Here is a 24,727-nt window from a genome sequence, read left to right on the forward strand (position 1 = left end):
ACGTGGGGCCGCACGTGTGTGACACGTAAATAGCACAGAAGGTTGTGCGGCCGGCCCGGGAAATTTTCCGCTCCGGTGCCCGGAACCCCGCGGTGTCCGGATGGTGGAACCGCCCGTCGCATGCGTACGTGATGTATCTATCCTGTGGCCATGCAAACGGCCACCAGGCAGCCACCCGCCGCCGACCGCGTCTACACCCATGTCAAACAGGGCGTCCTCGAACGCCGTTACGAGGGCGGGACGCTGCTCACCGAAGGCGAACTGGCCGAGGCGGTGGGCGTCTCGCGCACTCCCGTCCGTGAGGCGCTGCTGCGGCTGGAGGCCGAGGGCCTGATCCGGCTCTACCCGAAGAAGGGCGCCCTGGTCCTGCCGGTCTCCGCGCAGGAGATCGCCGACGTGGTGGAGACCCGGCTGCTGGTCGAGGAACACGCCGCCCGCAAGGCCGTACCGGCGCCGCCCGCCCTGCTGGAGCGGCTGGCCGGGCTGCTCGAACGGCAGAAGGAGCAGGCCGCCGCCGGTGACTTCGCCGCCGCCGCGGTGACCGACCGCAGTTTCCACGCCGAGATCGTGCGCAGCGGCGGGAACGAGATCCTCTCCCGCCTCTACGACCAGTTGCGGGACCGCCAGCTCAGGATGGGAGTCGCGGTCATGCACTCGCACCCCGACCGGATCGCCAAGACGCTCACCGAACACGAGGAGATCCTGGACGCGCTGCGTTCGGGCGACCAGGAGGCGGCCGTCGGGATCGTGCACCGGCACGTCAGCTGGTTCTCGAACCTCGCGCGGGGTGAGGTCCGGTGAACGGCATCACCCTCCCGGGCGACCCGCCGGGCGGCCGCAAGGCGGTCACCGTATGGTCCGTCGGTGTCGCCGTCTACTTCGTCGCCGTCATCTTCCGTACGTCCCTCGGTGTGGCCGGCCTGGACGCCGCGGACCGTTTCCACGTCAACGCCTCCGCCCTGTCCACGTTCTCCATCCTCCAACTGCTGGTCTACGCCGGCATGCAGATACCCGTCGGACTCCTGGTCGACCGGCTCGGCACCAAGAAGGTGCTGAGTATCGGCGCCGTGCTGTTCACCGCGGGCCAGCTGGGCTTCGCCTTCTCGCCGTCGTACGGCACGGCACTCGCCTCGCGCGCGCTGCTGGGCTGCGGCGACGCGATGACCTTCATCAGCGTGCTGCGCCTGGGCACGCGCTGGTTCCCGGCCCGGCGCGGACCGCTGGTCGCCCAGCTCGCCGGTCTGGTCGGCATGGCCGGCAACCTCATCTCCACCCTCGTCCTCGCCCGGCTGCTGCACAGCGTCGGCTGGACCCCCGCCTTCGCGGGCAGCGCGCTCGCCGGTGCCGTCGTCCTCGTGCTGACCCTGCTGTTCCTGAAGGACCACCCCGACGGCCACGAACCCGAGCCGTCCCCGCACCAGGGCGCGGCCTACGTCCGCCGGCAGATCGCCGCGGCCTGGCGGGAGCCCGGCACCCGCCTCGGCATGTGGGTGCACTTCACCACCCAGTTCCCGGCGATGGTCTTCCTGCTCCTGTGGGGACTGCCGTTCCTCGTCCAGGCCCAGGGCCTGAGCCGCGCCACGGCGGGCGAGCTGCTCACTCTCGTCGTGCTGTCCAACATGGCCGTCGGGCTGGTCTACGGCCAGATCGTCGCCCGGCGCCACGAGGCCCGGCTGCCGCTGGCGCTCGGCACGGTCGGGGCGACCGCCCTCATGTGGGCGCTCACCCTGTTCTGGCCCGGCGATCACGCGCCGATGGGCCTGCTGGCGGCCCTCTGCGTGGTCCTCGGCGCCTGCGGCCCGGCGTCGATGCTCGGCTTCGACTTCGCGCGTCCGGCCAATCCGCCCGAGCGGCAGGGCACCGCGTCCGGCATCACCAACATGGGTGGCTTCATCGCCTCCATGACGACGCTGTTCGCGATCGGTGTGCTGCTGGACGCCACCGGCGAGGACTACTCCGTCGCCTTCTCCGCCGTCTTCGCCCTCCAGCTCCTCGGCGTCACCCAGATCCTGCGCCTGCGGGGCCGGGCGGCCCTGCGGGAGCGGGAGCGGCTGGTGGCGAGCCGGGTGGAGACGGTGCACGTGCCGGCCTGACCGGCACCCGGTCCCGGGACCGGGGCCGTCCGTACACAGGAACACCCGCCGGAGCGGTGATGCCCGGCGGGTGTTCCGTGTGTCCGAGGTGCTACGAGCCGACCGGGGCGCGCCGGGTCACTGGGTGAGGGAGAAGTTCCGCAGGATCGCCGCCGTGAGGTCCGGGTCGCCCTCCGTCTTCACGCGGTCCGCCACCGCCTCCGGCGTCACCCGGCCGCAGGCCAGGCGCACATAGGTCTCCCAGTCGAGAGCCAGCGTCGCGGCGGGGCCGAGCGCCGGGGAGGTCTCCAGGGTGCCGCGGCCCTGGATGTCGACCCGGACGGTGCGCAGGAACTCGACGGGGCCGTGCACGTCGAAGACGATCGCCGAACTGCGCGGCGCGTCCGCTCCCTCGGCGACGACCTTCGGCAGGGCTTCGAGCATGACGTCACGGGCGATGTGCGCGCCGGGGGAGTCGAGGTTGCCGGGGCGGCCGAGGGCGGTGCGCAGGTCCTGCTCGTGCACCCACACGTCGAACGCCCGCGTACGCATGGCCTGTTCGAGGGTCACCTCGGTGCCCATCATGGCGCGTACCTTGGTGCCGGGATCGCGGGACTCGTTGCGCAGCTGGCGGTTGCGGCGGATGACCGTGTACTCCAGCTCGGAGGTCATCTCCGGCGAGGTGTGGTGACGGCGGACGTCGACCTGCATCTCCGTGTAGCGCTGGTGCTCGTTGGTGACGTGGAAGAGGTCGCGGGGGAGCGTGTGGATGGGCCGCGGGTCGCCGAGCATCTCGCAGTCCATGCCGATGATGTGCGAGACCACGTCCCGGACCGACCAGCCGGGGCACGGGGTGCGCCGGTTCCACTCACCCTCGACGAGCGACTGGACGATCTCGGATATCGCGTCGATCGAGTGGGTCCAGGCATCGGCGTAGGGCTGGAGGGTGGGATGCAGACTCACGGAACGGGACCCCTCGGGCGGTCGGTACACGGGCAGGTTGTGGCGGCTTTTGCCAGTGGGAGGTGGCTGCACTCGGCGGCGTTCTCGGGACCCCCAAGTTACGCTGCTCCGAGGCACCCCGGCAGTGCTTTCGTGTGACGATCGTAGGCCCGTGTGGACGACTCGAATGCCAGGACGGTGGTAGTGTGCGCGCCTCGCTGATCCAGATTGCCGTGGACGAGGGCGAATCGGTGGCCGAACGGCGTCTTCGGGCGGCCGCTCTGGTCCGTGAACAGGCAGGCTCCGACCTCGTGGTCCTGCCCGAACTGTGGACGACCGGCGCCTTCGCCTACGACCTGTTCGGCTCGGAGGCCGAGCCGTTGCGGGGCCCGACGTACGAGGCGATGGCCAAGGCGGCGACCGACGCCGGGGTGTGGCTGCACGCCGGTTCCATCCCGGAACGGGATCCGGACGGCTCCCTCTACAACACCTCTCTCCTCTTCTCCCCCTCGGGCGAGGCCGTCGCGTCCTACCGCAAGATCCATCGCTTCGGCTTCGACCGGGGCGAGGCCGTGCTCATGGGCGCGGGCTCGGACCTGGTGACGCTCCGGCTGCCGGAGACCACGCTCGGCGTGACCACCTGCTACGACCTCCGTTTCCCCGAACTCTTCCGTGCCCTCGTCGACGCCGGCGCCGAGACCCTGGTGATCTCGGCGGGCTGGCCCGAACGCCGCCGCGCGCACTGGACACTGCTGGCACGGGCGCGGGCCGTGGAGAACCAGGCGTTCGTGCTCGCCTGTGGAACGGCCGGGACGCACGCCGGAGTTCCGCAGGCGGGTCACTCGATCGTGGTGGATCCGTGGGGCGAGGTGCTCGCCGAGGCGGGCCCCGGCGAGCAGGTCCTCACCGTCGACATCGACCCCGCGAAGGTGGCGGAGACCCGCGAGCAGTTCCCGGCCCTGAAGGACCGGATGCTCGGCCTCGAACCGCCCCGGCGGCAGGACACCCCCTGAGAGCGTGTCCGCCGGGGTGTATCCCCCGGCGGACGGCCCGCCCGGCTAGTCCTCCTGCCCCTCCTTCTCCGCCAGGTGGATCACGCACACCGCGACCGCGATCAGCAGCGCCGGATCGGTGTCGTCGCGTACGACGTCGACGCCGTACGTCTCGCGGATGCTGAGCCACCGGCGGGAGATCACCGCGAGGAGTTCGCCGTCGTACTCGACGGCGAACTCGCGGTCGAGGATCTTGCCGCTGACGTCCAGGTCGGTGCCGTCGACCAGGGACACCCGGTAGTGGTTGCGCAGCAGGGACAGCCGCTTGCGCCGGATGGTGGCCAGGCCCTCGCCGTCCCGCTCGATCACCATGGTGTCGCGCAGGGCGAACATCTTCTGGTGGATGTCGATCAGGACGCGGCCCTGGGCGTCCTTCAGCTCGAAGGTGTCCCGCAGCCGCATGGCCTTGCCGTCGACGAGGAACACCTTGTGGCCGTGTTCGTCCTCGATCCAGTAGTCGTCACCGATGCCGAGGATCCGGTCGCGTACGAGGAATCTCATACCCTTGCTGCTTCCCCGGCGCGGGCCGCTCGTCACAGGCCCAGGTCGTCCGGCGGTCCGAAACGCCGGCGGTAGTCCGACGGGGTCAGCCCCGTCTCGCGGCGCAGCCGGGCCCGCAGGTTCGCCGCGGTGCCGAGGCCGCTGCGTGCGGCCACGACGTCCAGGCGCTCCTCGCCCCGCTCGATCAGCCGGCAGGCGAGCGCGACCCGTTCCCGGGTGAGCCAGGCCAGAGGGGTCGTACCGAGCCGCGTACGGAAACGGCGGTGCAGGGTCGCCGGCGAGACCGCCGCGCGCGCGGCCAGTCCCGCCACGGTCAGCGGTTCGCCGAGCCGTTCCAGCGCCCAGGCCAGCAGCGGGCCGAGGGAGTCGCCGGGCACCTCGGGCACCGGCCGCTCCACGAACTGCCGCTGTCCGCCCTCCCGGTGGGAGGCGAAGACCAGCCGCCGGGAGACCGCGTTGGCGATCTCCGCGCCGTGGTCCCGGTGCCAGACGTGCAGCCCCAGATCGAGGGCGGCCGCGCTGCCGGACGCGGTCAGCACGTCGCCGTCGTCCACGAAGAGCACGTCCGGTTCCAGCCGCACCCGCGGGTGCAGCCTGCGGAACTCGCCGGCCCAGCGCCAGTGCGTGGTGGCCGGCCGGCCGTCGAGCAGCCCGGCCTCCGCGAGCGCGAAGGTGCCGGTGCAGAAGCTGATGACGCGGGCGCCGCGCGCGTGCGTGCGGCGGATCGCGTCCAGGACCTCGGGGCCGCGCGGGACGACGTTGTCGGGCCGGCCGGGCACGATCAGGGTGTCCGCCCCGTCCGCCACGTCCAGGCCGGCCACCCCGGTCAGCGTGAAGAAGCCGTGGTTCATGCGCACTTCGGGGGTCGGCGCGCACACGGTGACCTCGTACAGGGGTCCGGGCAGACCCAGTTCGGGGCGCGGCAGTCCGAACAGCTCGGTGGCGACACCGACTTCGAACGGGTTGGTGCCCTCGTCCACGATCACGGCCACCCGGTGGGCACGCGCGACCCGTGCCGCCCGGCCCGCATGCCCCGGCTGCTCCGGGAGCCCCGGTCGTACCCGCCGCCCCGGCTGCCCCGGTCGCCCTGGCTGCTCCGGCTGCGAGGATCCTTGCGCCATGTGCGATTTCTAGCACTCGTACGACCGCCCGGCCACCGCGCACGATGGGCCCATGACCACCACCGGACCCGCCCGCGGACCCATCGCCCTGGACCAGGCCCTCGCCTCCTTCACCGAGCGCTGGAGCCCCCGTATCGTCACCGCCGTCAACGACTACGACGTACGCGTCGCCAAGGTCGAGGGCGAGTACATCTGGCACGTGCACGAGGACACCGACGAGTTCTTCCTGGTCCTGTCCGGCGAACTGCACATCGGTCTGCGGGAGCCGGCCGGTGAGCGCACGGCCGTCCTGCCCGCCGGCTCCGTCCTCACCGTCCCCCGCGGTACCGAGCACCGGCCGTACGCCCCGGTTCCCACCGAGATCCTCCTCTTCGAGCCGACCGGCACCCTCACCGTGGGCGACCGGCACGAGGAGATCCCGTCCCACGTGGACGCGACGACGGGCCACGCACTGCGCTGAGCGCCTGCCACGGCGCCCGCCGCGGCGCACCAGGTGGCCCGTCCGCCCCAGGTGGCACCCTTGGACGCATGAGCGACACCGCACCCCGACGCGTCCGCGTCCGCGCCCCCGAGCTGATCGGCAAGGGCGGCTGGCTGAACACGGGCGACAAGCAGTACACCCTCGCCGACCTGCGTGGACGCATCGTCGTCCTGGATTTCTGGACCTTCTGCTGCATCAACTGCCTGCACGTCCTGGACGAGCTGCGGGAGTTGGAGGAGAAGCACCGGGACACGGTCGTGGTGATCGGGGTGCACTCGCCGAAGTTCGTGCACGAGGCCGAGCACCGGGCGGTCGTGGACGCCGTCGAGCGGTACGGCGTGGAGCACCCGGTGCTGGACGACCCCGAGCTGGCGACCTGGAAGCAGTACGCCGTGCGCGCGTGGCCGACGCTCGTCGTCGTCGACCCCGAGGGCTACGTCGTCGCGCAGCACGCCGGCGAGGGCCACGCGCACGCCATCGAGCGGCTGGTCGAGGAGCTGGAGGCCGAGCACGAGGCGAAGGGCACCCTGCGCCGCGGCGACGGCCCCTACGTGCCGCCGGAGCCGGAGGCGACGGTGCTGCGCTTCCCCGGCAAGGCACTGCTGCTGCCGTCCGGGAACTTCCTGGTCAGCGACACCACCCGGCACCAGCTGGTGGAGCTGGCCGGGGACGGCGAGACGGTCGTGCGGCGCGTCGGCACCGGCACGCGGGGCTTCGCCGACGGCGGTCCGCGGGAGGCGTCGTTCAGCGAGCCGCAGGGTCTGGCGCTGTCGGAGGACGGGGCCTCGGTGGTCGTCGCCGACACCGTGAACCACGCGCTGCGCGCCCTGGACCTCGCCACCGGCGAGGTGACCACGCTCGCCGGCACCGGCAGGCAGTGGTGGCAGGGTTCGCCGACCGCCGGACCGGCCCGTGAGGTCGACCTGTCCTCGCCGTGGGACGTGGCGTTCTTCGGCGGCAAGGTGTGGATCGCCATGGCCGGCGTCCACCAGCTGTGGACGTACGACCCGGCGGACGGGACCGTCGCCGTGGGCGCGGGCACCACCAACGAGGGCCTGGTCGACGGGCCCGGCGCCGAGGCCTGGTTCGCCCAGCCCTCGGGGCTCGCGGCCACCGCGGACCGGCTCTGGCTCGCCGACTCCGAGACGTCCGCGCTGCGCTGGGTGGACCTCGACGGCACCGTCCACACCGCCGTCGGCACCGGCCTGTTCGACTTCGGGCACCGCGACGGCGCCGCGGAGCAGGCGCTCCTCCAGCACCCGCTGGGCGTCACCGCGCTGCCGGACGGCTCGGTCGCCGTCGCCGACACCTACAACCACGCGCTGCGCCGCTACGACCCCGCCACCGGCGAGGTCACCACGCTCGCCACCGATCTGCGCGAGCCCAGCGACGCCGTGCTCGTGGGGGACGACATCGTGGTCGTCGAGTCGGCCCGGCACCGCCTGACCCGGCTGCGGCTGCCCGAGGAGGCGGTCCGCGTGGACGCGGTCGCCCACCGGACCCGGCGCGCGGCGACGGAGGTGGCCCCGGGCGGGCTCCGCCTGGACGTGATCTTCCAGGCGCCCGCGGGCCAGAAGCTGGACACCCGCTACGGCCCCTCGACCCGTCTGCTGGTCTCCTCCACCCCGCCCGGGCTGCTGCTCGGGGGCGCGGGCGCGGGCACGGACCTGTCGCGGGAGCTGGAGCTGGACCCGGCCGTCACCGAGGGGGTCCTGCACGTCTCGGCGATGGCCGCTTCCTGCGACGACGACCCGGAGAACGAGTACCCGGCCTGCCATGTCCACCAGCAGGACTGGGGCGTCCCGGTCCGGCTCACCGAGGGCGGCGCGGACCGGCTGCCGCTGGTGCTGGCGGGCATGGACGCGCGGTAGCGCTCACGTTCCGGCGGCACCTGCCCGGGAGCTCCCGCTCCGGTGGCACCTGCCCGAGCGCTCACGCCCCGGTGGCACGGCCCGGCGCTCAGGCCCCGGCGGTGTCGCCGGGGCGTCAGGCGCCGTAGCCGTCGCTGTAGCCGCCGCGGTGGCCGTGGTGGTGGTGCGGTTCCTCCTCGACGACCGGGGCCGCCGAGGGCACCACGACGCGCCGGCGCCGTGCGATGCCGCTGAACGCGGCCAGCCCGATGAGGCCCGCCGCCATGAGGATGACGCCGACCACGTCGAGGTTGACGCCGTTCATGTGCCAGTCGGTCGCGAACGTGAGGATGGCCCCCACGGCGATGAGGATGATGCATCCGCCGAGACCCATGGCAGCTCGCCTTCCCTTCGGGTTTCCGGAAACTCCGGTCCCGGTCGCGGGTACCCGGCGAACGGTGAACTAGGCCCCGCCGTCGAACTCCTGCCCGCCCCAGGGCGGAAGCCGGGCGGCGGGCCGGGCGGACGAAGGGAGTTCGGCGGCAGGCTCACGGCCTAGGGGGCGGACACGTCCTAGCCCTCCAGGAAGCCCACCAGCGCGTTCGCCAGGAGGAACGGGTCGTCGGCGCCGCACAGTTCGCGGACGCTGTGCATGGACAGGATCGCCACGCCGATGTCGACGGTCTTGATGCCGTGCCGGGCCGCGGTGATCGGTCCGATGGTGGTGCCGCAGGGCATGGAGTTGTGGGAGACGAAGGTCTGGAAGGGCACGCCGGCCCGCTCGCAGGCGGCGGCGAACACCGCGCGGCCCGAACCGTCCGTGGCGTAGCGGTTGTTGACGTTGACCTTGAGGATCGGGCCGCCGTTGATCCGCGGGTGGTGCGTCGGGTCGTGCCGCTCGGCGTAGTTGGGGTGCACGGCGTGGCCGGTGTCCGAGGACAGGCAGACGGTGCCGGCGAAGGAGCGGGCGCGGTCCTCGTAGGAGCCGCCGCGGGCGAACACCGAGCGTTCGAGCACGCTGCCGAGCAGCGGGCCGTCGGCGCCGGTGTCGGACTGCGAGCCGTTCTCCTCGTGGTCGAAGGCGGCGAGGACGGGGATGTGGGTGAGCGGGGCGCCGGAGGCGGCCGCGGTCGCCGCGGCGGCGAGGGCGGCCGTGCCGGCGTGCACGGAGAGCAGGTTGTCCATGCGGGGGCCGGCGACCAGTTCGCGGTCGCGGCCCAGATAGGCGGGGGCCTCCACGGGGTAGGCCATGAGGTCCCAGCCGGTCACCGAGCCGGCCGGGAGTCCGGCCTCCTCCTCCAGGAAGGCGATCAGGTCGCCCTCGCGGACGTCGTCGCCGAGACCCCACACCGGCTGCAGGTGGCGCTGCTTGTCGAGCTTGAGGCCGTCCGAGGTCACGGTGCGGTCCAGGTGGATGGCGAGCTGGGGGACGCGCAGCAGCGGCCGGTCCACGTCGACCAGGACCTCACCGCCGTCGCGCAGGGTCAGCCGGCCGGCCAGGCCCAGGTCGCGGTCGAGCCAGGAGTTCAGCAGCGGGCCGCCGTAGATCTCCACGGCGACCTGGCGCCAGCCGTGCGCCCCGGTGTCGGGCAGCGGCTTGACCCGCAGGTTCGGGGAGTCGGTGTGCGCGCCGATGATCCGGTACGGGGTGTGCGGGGCGGCGCCCTCGGGGACGTACCAGGCGACGATCGCTCCGCCGCGCAGCACGTAGCGGCCGCCGCTGCCGGAGGCGGCGCCGGAGGGGCCCTCGCTGTCCCACGCGTCGGTCTCGGCGACCTGCCGGAAGCCCGCCTTCTCCAGCCGCTCGGCTACGTTCGCCACGGCGTGGTACGGCGTGGGGCTCGCCGCGAGGAAGGACATGAGGTCGTCGGTGTGGCCGCGGTCGAAGCGGGTCGGTGCGCTCATGTGGTTCACCTTAACGACGTGCGCGGGCCCGCTCCCGGCAAGGGGAGCGGGCCCGCGCGGACGATCAACGGCTGTGGGGCCGGAGGCGCTTGTGGCCTGTCCTCCGGATTCCGCCGGGGCGGCCCTAGAAGGCCGCCTCGTCCAGCTCCATCAGGTCCAGCTCGACGTTCTCGGAGATCTTGCGGGCCAGGGTGACGCCGGGCAGGACGTTGGCCGCGAAGAACTTCGCGGCGGCGATCTTGCCGGTGTAGAACGCCTTGTCCTTGGCGGACGCGGTCTCCAGCTTCTCGGCGGCCACGGCGGCACCGCGCAGCAGCAGGTGACCGACGATGACGTCGCCGGAGGCCAGCAGCAGGCGGGTGGTGTTGAGGCCCACCTTGTAGATGTTCTTGACGTCCTGCTCGGTGGCCGCGAGGTCGGTCAGCATCAGGCCGACGATGGCCTCCAGCTCCACGGCCGCCTTGGCCAGGTGCTCGCGGGCGCCGGCCAGGTCCTCGCCGCCGGTGCCGAGCGCCAGGAACTTCTTGATGTCCTCGGCGACGCCGTTGAGCGCGGCACCCTGGTTGCGGACGATCTTCCGGAAGAAGAAGTCCTGGCCCTGGATGGCCGTGGTGCCCTCGTACAGGGTGTCGATCTTGGCGTCGCGGATGTACTGCTCGATCGGGTACTCCTGCAGGAAGCCGGAGCCGCCGAAGGTCTGCAGCGACTGGGCGAGCTGCTCGTAGCCCTTCTCGGAGCCGTAGCCCTTGACGATCGGCAGGAGCAGGTCGTTGAGGGCGTGCTCGGCGGAGGCGTCCTCGCCGTTCGCCTCCTTGACCGCGATCGTGTCCTGGACGGAGGCGGTGTGCAGCACGAGGGCGCGCATGCCCTCGGCGTACGCCTTCTGCGTCATCAGCGAGCGGCGCACGTCGGGGTGGTGCGTGATGGTGACCTTGGGCGCGGCCTTGTCCATGAACTGGGCCAGGTCCGGGCCCTGCACGCGCTCCTTGGCGTACTCGAGCGCGTTGAGGTAGCCGGTCGACAGGGTCGAGATCGCCTTCGTGCCGACCATCATGCGGGCGAACTCGATGATGCGGAACATCTGGCGGATGCCGTCGTGCTTGTCGCCGATCAGCCAGCCCTTGGCGGGGTGGCGGTCGCCGAAGGTCATCTCGCACGTGTTGGAGGCCTTGAGGCCCATCTTGTGCTCGACGTTGGTGGCGTAGACGCCGTTGCGCTCGCCCAGTTCACCGGTCTCGCCGTCGAAGTGGAACTTGGGCACGAGGAAGAGGGAGAGGCCCTTGGTGCCGGGTCCGGCGCCCTCGGGACGCGCGAGGACGTAGTGGAGGATGTTCTCCTCCATGTCGTGCTCACCGGAGGTGATGAAGCGCTTCACGCCCTCGATGTGCCAGGAGCCGTCCTCCTGCTGGACCGCCTTGGTGCGGCCGGCGCCGACGTCCGAGCCGGCGTCGGGCTCGGTGAGCACCATGGTGGAGCCCCAGGTCCTCTCGACCGCGATCGAGGCCCACTTCTTCTGCTCCTCGGTGCCCTCCTCGAAGAGGATGCGGGCGAACGCCGGGCCGGAGGAGTACATCCAGATGGCCGGGTTCGCGCCGAGCACCAGCTCCGCGTACGCCCAGATCAGGGACGGCGGGGTGTTGGTGCCGCCGATCTCCTCGGGCAGGCCCAGGCGCCAGTACTCGGAGTCCATGAAGGCCTTGTAGCTCTTCTTGAAGGAGGCCGGGACCGGGGCGGTGTTCGTCTCGGGGTCGAAGACCGGAGGGTTGCGGTCGGCGTCCGTGAAGGACTCGGCCAGCTCGTTCTCCGACAGGCGCGTCAGCTCCGCCAGGACGCTCTTGGCGGTGTCCGTGTCCATCTCCTCGAAGGGGCCGGTGCCGTAGAGCTTGTCGCGGCCGAGGACTTCGAAGAGGTTGAACTCGATGTCGCGGAGATTGGACTTGTAGTGCCCCATGGTGACGGCTCCGTATAGGACTCGGCGAGGCACTGACTCCTCGCATCTGGCTCACGTACCAACAAGTAACTCCGATGATGCTACCCGCCAGTAATAAGATGCAACCCCGCCCGCCCGGCCGGTGTGTGAGAAGCGTCTACTCCGTCTCCCCACCGGACGCCCCCGTCTCGATACGCTTGCGCCCATGTACGGCTACGACCAGAACGCTGGCGCTCAGCAGCAGTACGCCCCGCCGCAGCAGCCGGGTGGTGTCGGAGGGTACGGCCAGCAGCCGCCGCTCTACCCGGAGCCGTCGCCGCCCTCGCTCGCGGACGCGGTGCGTGCCTTCACGACCGGGCAGATGGCCGCCGAGGACTTCCAGCAGATCTTCGCCACGTCGAAGGTCTACTGCCCGCGCGGTGACACCCCCGGCTTCCTCGCCCTGCACAACACCCAGCAGCCGGTGATCCCGATGTTCTCCTCGCTCAAGGAGCTGCGCCGGTACGCGGGCAAGGAGTCCAAGTACTTCGTCATCACCGGTGCCGAGGTGATCGACCTGCTGCCGACCGGCTACGGCTTCGTCGTGGACATGGAGGGCGAGCACCGCATGGTGTTCGACGCCAAGGCCGTCGAGCAGATGGTCGACTTCGCGATGCGCCGTATGTACGGCGGCTGACCGGTCCTGTCGTGTGACATCCGCGGGGCCCGGGGGGAATTCCTTCCGGGCCCCTCTCGTTGTGAGTGGCAGAAAGTTCAATGCTCAACTAAAGTGGACGCTCAAGGAGGTACCGACCATGCCTGCAGTGACCGTCGAGAACCCGCTCACGCTGCCCCGCGTGACCGCTCCTACCGACGCCGTGGCGCGTCCCGTGATCGGCGTGACGACCGCCCCGAGCGGATTCGAGGGCGAGGGCTTCCCGGTGCGCCGTGCGTTCGCCGGGATCAACTACCGCCACCTCGACCCGTTCATCATGATGGACCAGATGGGTGAGGTGGACTACGCGCCGGGCGAGCCCAAGGGCACCCCGTGGCACCCGCACCGCGGCTTCGAGACCGTCACCTACATCATCGACGGCACCTTCGACCACCAGGACTCCAACGGCGGTGGCGGCACCATCACCAACGGCGACACCCAGTGGATGACCGCGGGCTCGGGCCTGCTGCACATCGAGGCCCCGCCGGAGGCCCTCGTGATGTCCGGCGGTCTCTTCCACGGCCTCCAGCTGTGGGTGAACCTCCCCGCCAAGGACAAGATGATGGCCCCGCGCTACCAGGACATCCGCGGCGGCAGCGTCCAGCTGCTCACCTCCCCCGACGGCGGCGCGCTGCTCCGCGTCATCGCCGGTGAGCTGGACGGCCACGCCGGTCCGGGCATCACCCACACCCCGATCACGATGATCCACGCGACCCTCGCCCCGGGCGCCGAGATCACCCTGCCCTGGCGCGAGGACTTCAACGGTCTCGCGTACGTCATGGCGGGCCGCGGCAGCGTCGGCGCCGAGCGCCGTCCGATCCACCTGGGCCAGACCGCCGTCTTCGGCGCGGGCTCCTCGCTGACCGTCCGCGCCGACGAGAAGCAGGACTCGCACACCCCCGACCTGGAGGTCGTCCTGCTCGGCGGGCAGCCCATCCGTGAGCCCATGGCCCACTACGGCCCGTTCGTCATGAACACCAAGCAGGAACTGATGCAGGCCTTCGAGGACTTCCAGAAGGGCCGGCTGGGGACGGTCCCGGCGGTGCACGGGATGTCGGAGAAGGGCCCGCAGGGCTGACCGCCCGCCGCCCGTCGCGCCCACGCGTCCCCCGGCCCTCCCGGCCGGGGTGCGGGTGGGCGCCGGCGTTTCCGGGGGCGCTTCCCCGGAAGGCGTCTCACCCGGCCGGTCCGCTGCGCAGGACAGCCGGCCCCGCGGCGTGATCGGCTGGACGCGTGCAGCTGCTGCCCGAGCCCGTACGCCGCCTCGCCGCCTGGTGCGCCGTCCTGCTGCTCGTCGCCGGGGTGGGCTGGGTCGCGGTGCGGCTCTGCTCGGAGTTCCGCACCGCCGTCACCCCCGTCCTGCTCGCCCTGCTCGGCAGCGCCCTGCTCGGCCCGCTGTACCGGCGGCTGGTGGCGGCGAAGGTCAACTCCTCGGTGGCGGCCGCGCTGACCTGCGTCGCCGTGCTGGCCGTGGTCGGCGGCGCCCTCTACATCGTCGTCTCGGCGCTCGTGGACACCGGCGACCAGATCGTCACCTCGCTCCGGCGGATCGCGCAGTCCGTCGCCCGGCACTTCGGGGCCACGGGCACCGGCGTCGACGACCTCACGGGCAATGTGCGCCAGCTGCTGGGCAAGTTCGGCGCGACGGCCGTCTCCCACGTCATCAGCGGGGTCAGTGTCGTCGGCGAGACCATCGCCGTGGCCGTGCTCGCGCTGCTGCTCGTCTTCTTCTTCCTGCGCGACTCCGAGCGGGCCGTCCGGGGCCTGAGGTCCGTCGCCCCCGGCGGCACCGCCGACCTCGTGGAGGCCATGGCGCGGCGCGCCTTCGAGCGGGTGGAGGGGTTCATGCGGGGGACCACCCTCATCGCGCTCATCGACGCCGTCTGCATCACCGTCGGACTGCTGATCCTGCGGGTGCCCGGCGCCGTCGGGCTCGGCGCGCTCGTCTTCGTCGGCGCCTACATCCCCTACCTCGGCGCCTTCATCTCCGGCGCGGTGGCCGTCCTGGTGGCCCTCGCCGACCGCGGCTTCGTGATCGCGCTGTGGGCCCTCGGGGTCGTCCTCGCGGTGCAGGTGCTGGAGGGCCATGTGCTCCAGCCGGCCATCCAGAGCCGGACCGTGCAGATGCACCCGGCGGTCGTGCTGCTCGCGATCACCGCCGGGGCGTCCGTCGCCGGTGTCCTCGGCATGCTCCTCTCGGTCCCGTTGACGGCGGCCGCCTTCGGGATCGTCCACGAACTGCGGGAGCGGTACGGGACACCGGAACCGTCCGACTCCTAGGGAGCCCGCCGGGCTCACGGCGCGGCCGGCACGCCCGGCGGCCGGCTCACCGCGTGGCCGGCCCGCTCACTCCGTGCCCGGCTCGTGCAGTTCGAACCAGATGCTCTTGCCCTTCCCCCGGGGCTCCACCCCCCACGCGTCCGCGAGCAGCTCGATCAGCACGAGGCCGCGGCCCGAGGAGGCCAGTTCGCCGGGGCGGCGTTTGTGCGGCAGGTCGTCGCCGGTGTCGGTGACCTTGACGTGCAGCCGGCGTCCGCCCGGTTCCCCGGAGACCTCCGCGATCACCAGCGCGTCGGCGTCCGTGTGGACGAGGACGTTGGTGGTCATCTCGGAGAGCAGCAGGACTGCGGAGTCGACCTGGTCGGCCGAGCTCCAGTCGTGCAGGAGCTCGCGCAGGTGCTGACGGGCCTCGGCGATCCGCTCGGGCTCGTCCTGTGCCACCGACAGCAGCGTGTGCCGCACGCGGGGACGTACCGCCGGGGCCCCGCCCTGCCCGTCGCCGGGGCGGCAGAGCAGCACGAGCGCGATGTCGTCCTCGCGGCGGTCGGTCAGCGGGCCGGTCATGTAGTGCGAGGAGGGGCCGTGGACGCCCTGCACCAGCGCGTCGGCCAACCCCTCCAGGCCGCTCTCGCCGTCCCTCGCGCCCTCCCGGACGTCGTGGTCCTCCAGGATCGCGCGGATGCGCCGCCAGCCGCTCTCCATGTCGTGCCCGCCGGTCTCGATCAGACCGTCCGTGCACAGCAGCATGGTCTCGCCGGGCTCCAGCGTGAACCGGGTCGTCGGATAGTCGGCGTCCGGGTCCACCCCCAGGGGCAGGCCGCCCGCGGTCGGCCGCCGCATCACCGTGCCGTCGGCCAGCCGGATCACCGGGTCCGGATGCCCGGCCCGCGCGACCTCCAGCTCCCCGGTCGCCGGGTCCACCTCCGCGTACAGGCAGGTCGCGAAGCGCAGGTCGGGCATGTGGTCGCCCGGGTGCGCGTCGTGGGTGATGCCGTGCAGGAAACGGGAGGCGCGGGAGAGCACCGCGTCGGGCCGGTGCCCCTCGGCGGCGTAGGCACGCAGGGCGATGCGGAGCTGGCCCATCAGGCCCGCCGCCCGTACGTCGTGCCCCTGCACGTCCCCGATGACCAGGGCGAACCGGTCCTCGCCGGGCAGCGGGATCATGTCGTACCAGTCGCCGCCCACCTGGAGGCCGCCACCGGTGGGGATGTAGCGGGCGGCGATGACCATCCCGGGGATCTCCGGGCCCGTCGAGGGCAGCATGGAGCGCTGCAGGCCCTCCGACAGTTCCCGCTGCGATTCGTCGGCGCCGGCCCGGCTGAGCGCGTGGCCGAGCATCCGGGCGACCGTGTTCAGCACCGCCCGCTCGTCGGGTGTGAACGCCACGGGGTACGAGAACGCCGCCAGCCAGGCGCCCATCATGCGCCCGCCCGCCGTCAGCGGCAGGAACGCCCAGGAGCGGCGGCCGAGGTGCTCGGCCAGCGGCCAGGTGGCCGGATAGCGGTCGCGGTAGTCCTGGGGCGAGGAGAGGTAGACGGCACGGCCGGTGCGGACGACGTCGGCGGCCGGGTACTTCGTGGCCAGCGGCATGTGGGAGAAGGTGGCCTCGTCGCCCTGCTGGTACCCGTGCTGCCCGATGATCGTCAGCCAGTCGCCCTCCACCGCGAACACCACGAGCCCGTCCGGGGTGAAGCCCGGCATGGAGAGGCCGGCCGCGACCCGCAGCACCTCCGCCGTCGACCGGGCCTCCGCCAGCGCGCGGCCCGCGTCCAGCAGGAACGCCTCCCGGGAGCGCCGCCAGTCGCCGGTGACCGCGCTGCGCCCGGCCGGGGAACCCGGGGTCGGCTCGGTGACCTCCTGGAGCGTCCCGATCAGCTCGTAGCCCCCGCGGGCGGGGTCGTACGACGGCTTGGAGCGGCTGCGGACGACCCGGACGATCCGGCCGCGCTCGTCCATGATCCGGACGCGCACCTCGGCCAGCGTGCCCTCGGCGACCGCCAGCTGCACCACCCCGGTGATCTCGTTCCAGTCGACCGGGTGCAGCCGGGCGCGGGTCTGCGCCTCGGTCAGGGTGGTGGCGGCCGCGGGCAGCCCGAGCAGACGTGCCGCCTCCGCGTCGACGGTGACCAGTCCGCTGGCGGTGTCCCAGTGCCACGTTCCGGTCGCGAGGGCGGCGAGTACGTCCTGGACGGACGGCAGAGGCTCGCCTGTGCGCATTGCCCCACTTTAAGAAGATATGACCGTGCGTGGCCACCGTAGGTGGGCCGGTTCTGCCGACCGTGGCGCGTACGGCCCGCCGCCGGGGCCTGCCGGGGCGTACCGGGGTGGCGGCCGGGCGGTAATGGCGGAGAGCCGATCTTGGGGTGGCCGGTACCCTTGATGGGTCCGGGCCCCGTGCCCGTACGCAACCGCGGAGAGCACCGCGGTCACCCGAACGAAGGACGATGAACGACGATGCATCGGTACAGGTCCCACACCTGCGGCCAGCTCCGCGCCTCTGACGTCGGTACCGACGTCCGGCTGAGCGGCTGGCTGCACAATCGCCGAGACCTGGGCGGCATCCTCTTCATCGATCTGCGTGACCACCACGGCATCACGCAGCTCGTCGCCCGCCCCGGCACGCCCGCCTACGAGGCCCTGGACAAGCTGTCCAAGGAGACCGTCGTCCGCGTCGACGGCCGCGTTGTTTCACGTGGAACCGAGAACGTGAACGCCGAGCTGCCCACCGGTGAGGTCGAGGTCGAGGTCGGCGAGGTCGAGGTCCTGGGCGCCGCGGCTCCCCTGCCCTTCACCATCAACGCCGAGGACGGCGTCAACGAGGAGCGGCGCCTGGAGTACCGCTTCCTCGACCTGCGCCGCGAGCGCATGCACCGCAACATCATGCTGCGCACGGCCGTGATCTCGGCGATGCGCCACAAGATGTCCGCGATGGGCTTCAACGAGATGGCGACGCCGATCCTGTCCGCCACCTCCCCCGAGGGCGCCCGCGACTACGTGGTCCCGTCCCGGGTGCACGCGGGCCGTTTCTACGCCCTGCCGCAGGCCCCGCAGCAGTTCAAGCAGCTGCTGATGATCTCCGGCTTCGACCGCTACTTCCAGATCGCGCCCTGCTTCCGCGACGAGGACGCCCGCGCCGACCGCTCGCCGGGCGAGTTCTACCAGCTCGACGTCGAGATGAGCTTCGTCGAGCAGGAGGACATCTTCCAGCCGATCGAGAAGCTCATGACCGAGCTGTTCGAGGAGTTCGGCGGCGGCCGCCACGTCACCTCGCCGTTCCCGCGCATCCCGTTCCGCGAGGCGATGCTCAAGTACGGCTCCGACAAGCCGGACCTGCGCGCCAAGCTGGAGCTCGTCGACATCACCGACGTCTTCGAGGGCTCGGCGTTCAAGGCGTTCGCCGGCAAGCACGTGCGTGCCCTGCCGGTGCCGGACGTCGCGGGCCAGAGCCGCAAGTTCTTCGACGGACTCGGTGAGTTCGCCGTCACGCAGGGCGCGCAGGGCCTGGCCTGGGTCCGCGTCGGCGAGGACGGCACGCTGTCCGGCCCGATCGCGAAGTTCCTCACCGAGGAGAACGTCGCCGAGCTGACCAAGCGCCTCTCCCTGGCCCCCGGCCACGCGGTGTTCTTCGGCGCCGGCGAGTTCGACGAGGTCTCGAAGATCATGGGCGCCGTGCGCGTCGAGGCCGCCAAGCGTGCCGGCCAGTTCGAGGACGGCGTCTTCCGCTTCTGCTGGATCGTCGACTTCCCGATGTACGAGAAGGACGAGGAGACCGGCAAGATCGACTTCTCGCACAACCCCTTCTCGATGCCGCAGGGCGGCCTGGAGGCCCTGGAGACCCAGGACCCGCTGGACATCCTGGGCTGGCAGTACGACATCGTCTGCAACGGTGTCGAGCTCTCCTCCGGTGCCATCCGGAACCACGAGCCCGAGATCATGCTCAAGGCCTTCGAGATCGCGGGCTACGACCGTGACACCGTCGAGGACAAGTTCGCCGGCATGCTCCGCGCGTTCCGCTTCGGCGCCCCGCCGCACGGCGGCATCGCCCCGGGCGTGGACCGCATCGTCATGCTCCTCGCGGACGAGCCCAACATCCGCGAGACGATCGCCTTCCCGCTCAACGGCAACGCCCAGGACCTCATGATGGGCGCGCCGACCGAGCTGGACGAGTCCCGCCTGCGCGAGCTGCACCTGTCGGTCAGGAAGCCTCAGCCGAAGTAGGACTCCGCGACAGCGGTACGAAGGCGCCCGGGGAGGACGGTCCCCGGGCGCCTTTCGTCTGCGTACGGCCCCTCGTGCGGGCCGGGATCACTCCCCCGGGTCCGCGAGCAACTCCGCCCCGGGCGATTCCTCGTCGGGTGACTCCTCGTCGGGGGACTCCCCGTCCTCCATCAGCCGCTCGGCGATGTCGTCGGACCAGTGCTGCGCCCAGGCCCGCAGTCCGGCGACCTGGGGGCCCGTCAGGCCGTACCGGACGAAGTCGTGGTCGGAGTAGAAGTCCGTGCCCGTGAGGCGCGACTGGAGCGTGGGCAGGTCGAAGGGGTCGCGGGCGTGACGGCGGCCCAGTTCCTCCAGGCCGGGCAGCGAGAACCTGTCCGCTGCCGCCCGCGCGTCGATCAGGTCGACGGCCGCGCCCCGGTCGAACAGCGCGCGGATCTTGGTGCCGACGGCGTCCTCCAGCGAGAGCGCTGGCCCGTACCCGGTCAGCTCCGGCGGCTGCCAGAACGCCTCCTTGTGCAGGACCAGGGAGCACGTCTCGCCGGACGGCGGATCGGTGACCGCGAGTTGGGCGGTCAGCGGCGTGACCGCCCCGGCCCGGACATGCCGGCCCCGCGCCTCCAGCGCCGCGCCGAGGGCACCGGCGATCCGGTCCATGGGCTCGGGGCTCTCGGTGGCGAAGTCGAGGTTGGCGTGCGGGCGCCGGAGCAGGTCGTGCGCTTCGAGGGCGTAACCGCCGGCCAGTACCAGGACGTACGGGCTGCCGGCGGTGACGACGTCCGCGAGGAGCCTGTGGTGGGGTTCGGGGAGGTTCACGGGACCCGTACTCTGCCAGACCCGGGGGCAGGTGTTCGCGTGCCTCGCCCCGGTGTTGCTCAGGCCGGGGGCGATGCGGGCGTGCCGGTGCCCCCGGTGAAGAGGTCTTCGGCCCGGTCGACCGAACCGGCCCGGTCCAGCCACTCGTTGACACGTTCGAGTTCGGTGCAGGTGAGGATGCGTTCGCGTACGCCGTCGGAGACGGGGATGCCACGGACCTCAAGCACCCGCAGCACCCCCTTGGCCTCGCCCTCCAGGAACGTCCGCTCGATCAGGGTGCCCCGGCCCGGGAAGTAGTTCACGAACGTCATGATGTGCCTTCTCCGGTACATGCCCTCATGAGCTGATGTGGCCATGAGCGCACGGTGGAGGCGCTGGTGGTGACTGATCCGGGGTCCGGCGGTGCTCACTCGTTCGAGGGGCGGTGGGACGTTCAGATTCGGCGTTGCCACCAGCGGCGGGGGCGGGGTGTGGGGGTGGGCAGGGAGGCGAGGGCGGTGCGGATGGTGTCGAAGGTGGCTATCGGGTGGTGGCCGAAAGCCTGGCCGTCGGCGGGCAGGGCCAGGCCCGCGCAGACGAGTCTGAAGCTGTCGTCGCCCATGGGGACGCTGTAGAAGACCGGGGCGCCCACGCAGCCGGCCGGGAGTTCGCCGCCCCAGCGGATCGTGCCGTCGGAGGCGCGTGCCAGAGCGCCCACCACGATCGCCTGCTCCCTCTTGCCCGTCCCCGGCGCCACGTCGTGCGCCAGGGCGTACGCCGTGACCGGGTCGGAGGTGAGGGCGGCGATGTCCTCCGCGCGGGCCGCGATGCCGTCGGTGATCTCCTGGGTGTCCCACCGTATGCCCTTGCGGGCGGCGTACGCGTGCAGTCCCACCGTGGTCTGGACGGCCACCCCGAGCCCGTCGAGGTGGGTCCAGCCCTGCGCGAAGTCCGTCATCGCGAGCTTCTCCGCGGTGGGCCCCGGGTCGAACATCTCCGGCCGCAGCGTCACCTCGGCCAGGCTGAAACGTGTCACCTCGGAGGCGGTCAGCAGGAACTGCCTGATGGTGTCGGTGCCTTCGCCCACCGCCAGAAGTTCGTTGAACCAGAACATCGTGGCGTACGGGCCGGTGTGGTGCGCCCACTGGAAGGCGAGGGTGGCGCGGCCCGCGTGCGCGAGGACGGCGTCGATGGTGGCCTTGCCGAGGCTCGGCGGCTGAGAAGACGGCATGAGCAGGGACGGTACCGGTCGTGGTGCTCGTACCGCGTGCGCATTTCCTGGCGCCCTGTCGCACGCGCGCCGGTGCGGGCGGCAGAGAGATATCCGCAGTGTGGGCTGCCCCTTGACGGGAGTCCGTCCTCGTCGTCCTGGTCGCCGGCGACCGCCTGGGCCTCCTTGGTGACCGCCGCCCGGACGGCGTCCGCCCCGTACTGCTCCAGCTCGGGCCAGGATGCCTGCGTGGGCAGCAACATCTTCGCGGCGTCGGCGGGGACGGCGGCGAGCGGGGACAGCAGGCTCCAGTGCTCCTTGACCGCCTGGGTCAGCGGCTCCTCGGCCTGATGCGTGAACATGCCGCCAGGGACGATGAGACGGTTCTCAGTGCTGTTCGGCGGCGTCGCTTCTGTAGCGCGGCAGGTTCCGGGTCGAGATGGTCCACTCGCCGATGGTGACGTCCTCGCCGTAGACGAAGTCCTTGCGGGTGGCGTAGCGGGGGCCCCCGGGAGTGGAGTGGATGTCGGTGAGGACCGCGCCCGTGCCGGTGCGGGGGTCGAAGACGGCGTAGACGGGGATGCCCATCAAGGGGTAGTCACGCATCTTGCCGACCCAGTCGTTGTCCGGGTTGGAGCGGGACACGACTTCGATGGCGGCGATGAGGGTGCGCGGATCGATGGACGCTTCGCTGTCCAGGTCGGTCCACGCGATCACCATCACGTCGGGGTGGCGCATGATGCCCTCGGGCTCGTCCTCCACATCGGGGGTGCCGTTGTGGGCCAGCAGCTCATCCGGCATGACCTTCTCCAGCCGGCGGCTGATACGCGCTGCCGTGACCTCGTGCGGTCCCCCCGGCGACATCATGTCGTGGACGATCCCTTCCTTGGTGATCTCGAATTTCCCGGGGAGGGTGTCGTCCATGGCCTGAATGACGTCCCGCATGGCCCGGTACGGGTGGGAGGCGCCCTGCTGCGCGTTGTCCGCGGTGATGGTCATGGCGCTCGCTCCTCGTCTGTGCCCGGGGGCAAGGATCGTCACGTCCATGCTAGGCGGCCGCCGCGGGGTCGGGTCGGCAGTCGCGGCAGCGGCCGGGGCCGGGGGCGCGGAAGGCACGCTCGCAGCCGTCGCAGGTCTGGAGCGGGTGCCGGGCGTCCGGGGGCGGCGCGGGTGCGTGGAACGGCGGCGGGGGTGGCAGCTGGGCGGTGAGGCGGTGGGCCAGTAGGGCGGCGGGGCGGCGCAGGGGCTCTTGTGGGAGGCCGGACGTCAGGGCGTCGCGTACGGCGGTGGGGGTGAGGTCGCGTTCCAGCCACGCCGCGACCCCCGGGGCCAGGCGTTCCGTGTCCGTGGCGGAGAGGAGGAGTCGGGGGTCGAGGCGGCGGAGGCCGGCGAGGAGGTCGGTGGCCGTCCGCATGAGGGCCGGGTGCGGGTGCGAGGGCCTCGGCACTTCGGGGAGGCGCTTACGGGGTCGGCGTTTCTCCAGGTCGACGCGGCGGGCGGGCTTCCTCGGGGGCTCGGCCGGCCTCTGGCGGTGTCCGGGCTTGTTGCAGGAGACCGTGCGGGTGACGACCCGGCCGTCGGCGGTGCGCTCCTGGGTGCGGCGCAGGTAGCCGTGGGTTTCGAGCTCGCGCAGAGCGGCGGCGATACGGGTCTGTCCCTCGGGGAAGCGGACGGCGAGGGTCTTGATGTCCACGAGGTCGCCCGTGGGCAGCGACTGGATGTGGACGCCGAGTCCGATGGCGAGCGCGGACAGCTCCGGGTGCTGCGCGAGGTGGTTGCCGATCACCGTGAAGCGGGTGGTGTGGCGGGCGTTGTCGTGGATCACGCCGGCATGGGGGCTCCGGCGAGGGTGGTTTTTGCCCGGGATACGGGACTGGGGGCGCGTGGGCGCGCTAGGGTTTTCGGTGTCCATCGGGAAGCCTTACTTCCTCGGTGGTCAGGCCCTCGCGGGGATCGCTAGTCCCGGCGGGGGCCGTCGCATGTCTGGGGCATGTCTGGGGTTGTGGGCGTCTCTCGCCTGCCGTGCTGCGCTGAGCGTAGGGCAGACAACCCGTACCGAATCCAGCCCAGTTGGGCATATTCACTCGCGGGAGTGACGCTCCGCCACGGGCGGGAGGGGTGGGGCTTGGTGGGGTGCTTTCCGCTCGTCGTTCCTTTGGGAAAGAGCGCCAGTCGTACCGGAGCTCACGTATCCGAGACCCGGTGCCTGTGGCCCGGCCCGGCCGGATGATCTTGGGTGGGTGCGGACGAGGGGGGTGGAGTTTTCGGGGTTCACCGGACTGGGTGCGATGGCGTGCGCTTACCGTGAGTGGTGACTCGGCCGGTCCACGTGGTGACTGTCCGGAGTCTGTCCGGGGTTGTCGGGGCTGTCGGCACGGGCCGGACGGGTACGGGGCGTTGCGGTGCGCACGTACGACGGAGGGCACGGGATGCGGCACGTGAACGGCGACGAGGGTCGGCTCAAGAGTGAGGCGGACGAGCCGGGTTGGGAGGTGGACCCGGACGACGACTGGGGTGTGGCGGTCGTCGCGACCGTGGGACGCCAGCTCAGGCTGCGGAGGGAGGCCGTGGGGATGCGGGCCGCCGAGTTCGGGGTGGCGGTGGGGTACGGGGAGGACCTCGTCTACAAGATCGAGGGGGGCAAGCGGATCCCTCGGCCCGAGTATCTGGACAGGGCGGACGAGGTGTTGGGGGCGAGTGGGTTGCTCTCGGCGATGAAGGAGGATGTGGCGAAGGTCCGGTATCCGAAGAAGGTTCGGGATCTGGCGCAGATGGAAGCCAAGGCGGTTGAACTCGGGGTGTACGAGTGCAACATCGTCGCGGGGCTGTTGCAGACGCCTGATCATGTACGGACCGTGATCCGGGCAGCGCAGCCCCCGTATTCGCCGGACGATGTGGAGCGCATGGTGGCTGCTCGCCTGTCCCGGCAGTCGGTCTTCGAACGCGACCCGGCTCCCTCGATCCACTTCGTACTGGAAGAGGCACCGCTGCGCCGACAGGTTGGGGGCACAATGGTCTGGCGGCAGCAGCTCGAACGCCTGCTGGAGGTAGGGCGGTTGCATAACGTCACGCTTCAGGTCATGCCGACGAACACCGAGGCTCACCCGGGGCTGGACGGCAGGATCGAGCTGCTGAAGTTCCCGGACGGTACGGCGGTAGGGCGCTCCGATGGTGCGTTCAGCGGGCGGCCGATCGCCGATCCGAGGCACCTACGCGTCCTTGAGCTGCGGTATGGCACCATCCGGGCGCAGGCTCTCCCGTCGCGAGAGTCGCTGGCCTTCATTGAGAAACTGCTGGGAGAAACATGATCCGTGAGATCTCCACCAGTGACGCCACCGCTCTCGCATGGTTCAAGAGCAGCTACAGCGGCGGCACCGACGGCGAGTCCTGCGTCGAGGTGGCTACAGCCTCCGGCACGGTCCATGTCCGCGACTCCAAGACCACCGGAGGCCCTCAGCTCGCGCTGATGCCGGAGGCGTGGGTGGGGTTCGTGTCCTACGTGTCGGGGATCTGATCCCGCACAGTTGGTACCCCGCGACCGGCTGAGGGCGTTGTGGAAGCCATGTTTCGCCGCACGGCCGAACCGCCCACGTACGCCCAGTACGAGGGGCGGCCCGGCCGCACGCCGAGGCACCGCACCGGACGCCGCGGCCTGATCCACGAAGATCGAAGAGACGCC

General features: G+C 71.5%; 23 protein-coding genes. 11 read left to right on the plus strand and 12 right to left on the minus strand.

From position 1 onward, the window contains the following. Window positions 1–150 precede the first annotated feature (150 nt). On the plus strand, window positions 151–801 hold the full coding sequence (locus tag ACIPRD_RS29595) for a GntR family transcriptional regulator (RefSeq protein ID WP_356401950.1): 651 nt from the start codon (window positions 151–153) through the stop codon (window positions 799–801). After that, the gene (locus ACIPRD_RS29600; RefSeq protein ID WP_401567431.1) at window positions 798–2,093 is read left to right on the plus strand and encodes a nitrate/nitrite transporter; all 1,296 of its coding nucleotides are present in this window, start codon (window positions 798–800) and stop codon (window positions 2,091–2,093) included. Before ACIPRD_RS29595 ends, ACIPRD_RS29600 begins: the two co-directional genes overlap by 4 nt. A gap of 117 nt (window positions 2,094–2,210) precedes the next feature. On the opposite strand, the gene ACIPRD_RS29605 is transcribed toward ACIPRD_RS29600, so the two are convergent. Next, window positions 2,211–3,035, minus strand: coding sequence for a maleylpyruvate isomerase family mycothiol-dependent enzyme (locus tag ACIPRD_RS29605; RefSeq protein WP_401567434.1), 825 nt, complete (start codon window positions 3,033–3,035; stop codon window positions 2,211–2,213). Window positions 3,036–3,220: 185 nt separating this feature from the next. Here ACIPRD_RS29605 and ACIPRD_RS29610 point away from each other — a divergent pair, with 185 nt between their 5' ends. Further along, window positions 3,221–4,027 carry a carbon-nitrogen family hydrolase gene (locus tag ACIPRD_RS29610; protein WP_401567437.1) on the plus strand — a complete coding sequence of 269 codons (807 nt, stop codon included), beginning with the start codon at window positions 3,221–3,223 and terminating at the stop codon, window positions 4,025–4,027. Between the two features lie 45 nt (window positions 4,028–4,072). Here ACIPRD_RS29610 and ACIPRD_RS29615 read toward each other — a convergent pair whose 3' ends face one another. Both ACIPRD_RS29615 and ACIPRD_RS29620 read right to left on the minus strand, forming a co-directional pair. Next, window positions 4,073–4,567 (minus strand): LURP-one-related family protein, encoded by a 495-nt coding sequence (locus tag ACIPRD_RS29615; RefSeq protein WP_356401941.1) that lies wholly within the window; start codon window positions 4,565–4,567, stop codon window positions 4,073–4,075. Window positions 4,568–4,599: 32 nt separating this feature from the next. After that, window positions 4,600–5,688: a GlxA family transcriptional regulator gene (locus tag ACIPRD_RS29620; protein ID WP_401567441.1), complete on the minus strand. Its 1,089-nt coding sequence runs from the start codon at window positions 5,686–5,688 to the stop codon at window positions 4,600–4,602. A 52-nt stretch (window positions 5,689–5,740) separates the two neighbouring features. Here ACIPRD_RS29620 and ACIPRD_RS29625 point away from each other — a divergent pair, with 52 nt between their 5' ends. Both ACIPRD_RS29625 and ACIPRD_RS29630 read left to right on the plus strand, forming a co-directional pair. Then, window positions 5,741–6,148 carry a cupin domain-containing protein gene (locus ACIPRD_RS29625; RefSeq protein ID WP_356401938.1) on the plus strand — a complete coding sequence of 136 codons (408 nt, stop codon included), beginning with the start codon at window positions 5,741–5,743 and terminating at the stop codon, window positions 6,146–6,148. Window positions 6,149–6,216: 68 nt separating this feature from the next. Next, window positions 6,217–8,040 carry a thioredoxin-like domain-containing protein gene (locus tag ACIPRD_RS29630; RefSeq protein ID WP_401567442.1) on the plus strand — a complete coding sequence of 608 codons (1,824 nt, stop codon included), beginning with the start codon at window positions 6,217–6,219 and terminating at the stop codon, window positions 8,038–8,040. 115 nt (window positions 8,041–8,155) lie between these two features. Here the strand turns inward: ACIPRD_RS29630 and ACIPRD_RS29635 are convergent, their stop codons facing one another. From ACIPRD_RS29635 to ACIPRD_RS29645, 3 genes are all read right to left on the minus strand, one after another. After that, a complete protein-coding gene (locus ACIPRD_RS29635; protein WP_356401934.1) occupies window positions 8,156–8,413 on the minus strand; it encodes a hypothetical protein in 258 nt (85 codons plus the stop codon). Window positions 8,414–8,592: 179 nt separating this feature from the next. Next, on the minus strand, window positions 8,593–9,924 hold the full coding sequence (locus tag ACIPRD_RS29640; RefSeq protein ID WP_401567445.1) for a M18 family aminopeptidase: 1,332 nt from the start codon (window positions 9,922–9,924) through the stop codon (window positions 8,593–8,595). Window positions 9,925–10,048: 124 nt separating this feature from the next. After that, on the minus strand, window positions 10,049–11,875 hold the full coding sequence (locus ACIPRD_RS29645; RefSeq protein WP_356401930.1) for an acyl-CoA dehydrogenase: 1,827 nt from the start codon (window positions 11,873–11,875) through the stop codon (window positions 10,049–10,051). A 184-nt stretch (window positions 11,876–12,059) separates the two neighbouring features. Between ACIPRD_RS29645 and ACIPRD_RS29650 the strand changes: the two genes are divergently transcribed. From ACIPRD_RS29650 to ACIPRD_RS29660, 3 genes are all read left to right on the plus strand, one after another. Then, window positions 12,060–12,530, plus strand: a complete 471-nt coding sequence (locus ACIPRD_RS29650) for an SseB family protein (protein WP_356401928.1) — start codon at window positions 12,060–12,062, stop codon at window positions 12,528–12,530. A gap of 118 nt (window positions 12,531–12,648) precedes the next feature. Further along, window positions 12,649–13,626, plus strand: a complete 978-nt coding sequence (locus ACIPRD_RS29655) for a pirin family protein (RefSeq protein WP_356401926.1) — start codon at window positions 12,649–12,651, stop codon at window positions 13,624–13,626. Window positions 13,627–13,781: 155 nt separating this feature from the next. Next, the gene (locus tag ACIPRD_RS29660; RefSeq protein WP_356401923.1) at window positions 13,782–14,828 is read left to right on the plus strand and encodes an AI-2E family transporter; all 1,047 of its coding nucleotides are present in this window, start codon (window positions 13,782–13,784) and stop codon (window positions 14,826–14,828) included. Window positions 14,829–14,894: 66 nt separating this feature from the next. Here the strand turns inward: ACIPRD_RS29660 and ACIPRD_RS29665 are convergent, their stop codons facing one another. Then, entirely contained in the window at window positions 14,895–17,045 is a 2,151-nt protein-coding gene (locus ACIPRD_RS29665) for a SpoIIE family protein phosphatase (protein ID WP_356401921.1), read from the minus strand. A 237-nt stretch (window positions 17,046–17,282) separates the two neighbouring features. Between ACIPRD_RS29665 and aspS the strand changes: the two genes are divergently transcribed. Beyond that, a complete protein-coding gene (aspS, locus tag ACIPRD_RS29670; protein WP_401567450.1) occupies window positions 17,283–19,046 on the plus strand; it encodes an aspartate--tRNA ligase in 1,764 nt (587 codons plus the stop codon). Window positions 19,047–19,133: 87 nt separating this feature from the next. Here the strand turns inward: aspS and ACIPRD_RS29675 are convergent, their stop codons facing one another. The 5 genes from ACIPRD_RS29675 to ACIPRD_RS29695 all read right to left on the minus strand — a co-directional run bounded on the left by ACIPRD_RS29675 (window position 19,134) and on the right by ACIPRD_RS29695 (window position 22,960). Continuing rightward, window positions 19,134–19,859 carry a hypothetical protein gene (locus tag ACIPRD_RS29675; protein WP_401567453.1) on the minus strand — a complete coding sequence of 242 codons (726 nt, stop codon included), beginning with the start codon at window positions 19,857–19,859 and terminating at the stop codon, window positions 19,134–19,136. 59 nt (window positions 19,860–19,918) lie between these two features. Beyond that, the gene (locus ACIPRD_RS29680; RefSeq protein ID WP_401567455.1) at window positions 19,919–20,170 is read right to left on the minus strand and encodes a hypothetical protein; all 252 of its coding nucleotides are present in this window, start codon (window positions 20,168–20,170) and stop codon (window positions 19,919–19,921) included. A gap of 122 nt (window positions 20,171–20,292) precedes the next feature. Beyond that, window positions 20,293–21,069, minus strand: a complete 777-nt coding sequence (locus ACIPRD_RS29685; protein ID WP_401567457.1) for a hypothetical protein — start codon at window positions 21,067–21,069, stop codon at window positions 20,293–20,295. A 366-nt stretch (window positions 21,070–21,435) separates the two neighbouring features. After that, window positions 21,436–22,047, minus strand: a complete 612-nt coding sequence (locus ACIPRD_RS29690) for a Uma2 family endonuclease (RefSeq protein WP_401567460.1) — start codon at window positions 22,045–22,047, stop codon at window positions 21,436–21,438. Between the two features lie 49 nt (window positions 22,048–22,096). After that, entirely contained in the window at window positions 22,097–22,960 is an 864-nt protein-coding gene (locus ACIPRD_RS29695) for a helix-turn-helix domain-containing protein (protein ID WP_401567462.1), read from the minus strand. A gap of 517 nt (window positions 22,961–23,477) precedes the next feature. Here ACIPRD_RS29695 and ACIPRD_RS29700 point away from each other — a divergent pair. Both ACIPRD_RS29700 and ACIPRD_RS29705 read left to right on the plus strand, forming a co-directional pair. Then, window positions 23,478–24,356 carry a helix-turn-helix domain-containing protein gene (locus tag ACIPRD_RS29700; protein ID WP_401567464.1) on the plus strand — a complete coding sequence of 293 codons (879 nt, stop codon included), beginning with the start codon at window positions 23,478–23,480 and terminating at the stop codon, window positions 24,354–24,356. Further along, a complete protein-coding gene (locus ACIPRD_RS29705; RefSeq protein WP_401567466.1) occupies window positions 24,353–24,562 on the plus strand; it encodes a DUF397 domain-containing protein in 210 nt (69 codons plus the stop codon). The genes ACIPRD_RS29700 and ACIPRD_RS29705 overlap by 4 nt, the downstream gene beginning before the upstream one ends. Window positions 24,563–24,727 lie beyond the last annotated feature (165 nt).

The organism is Streptomyces sp. NPDC090108, assembly GCF_044747185.1.
GTDB lineage: Bacteria > Actinomycetota > Actinomycetes > Streptomycetales > Streptomycetaceae > Streptomyces.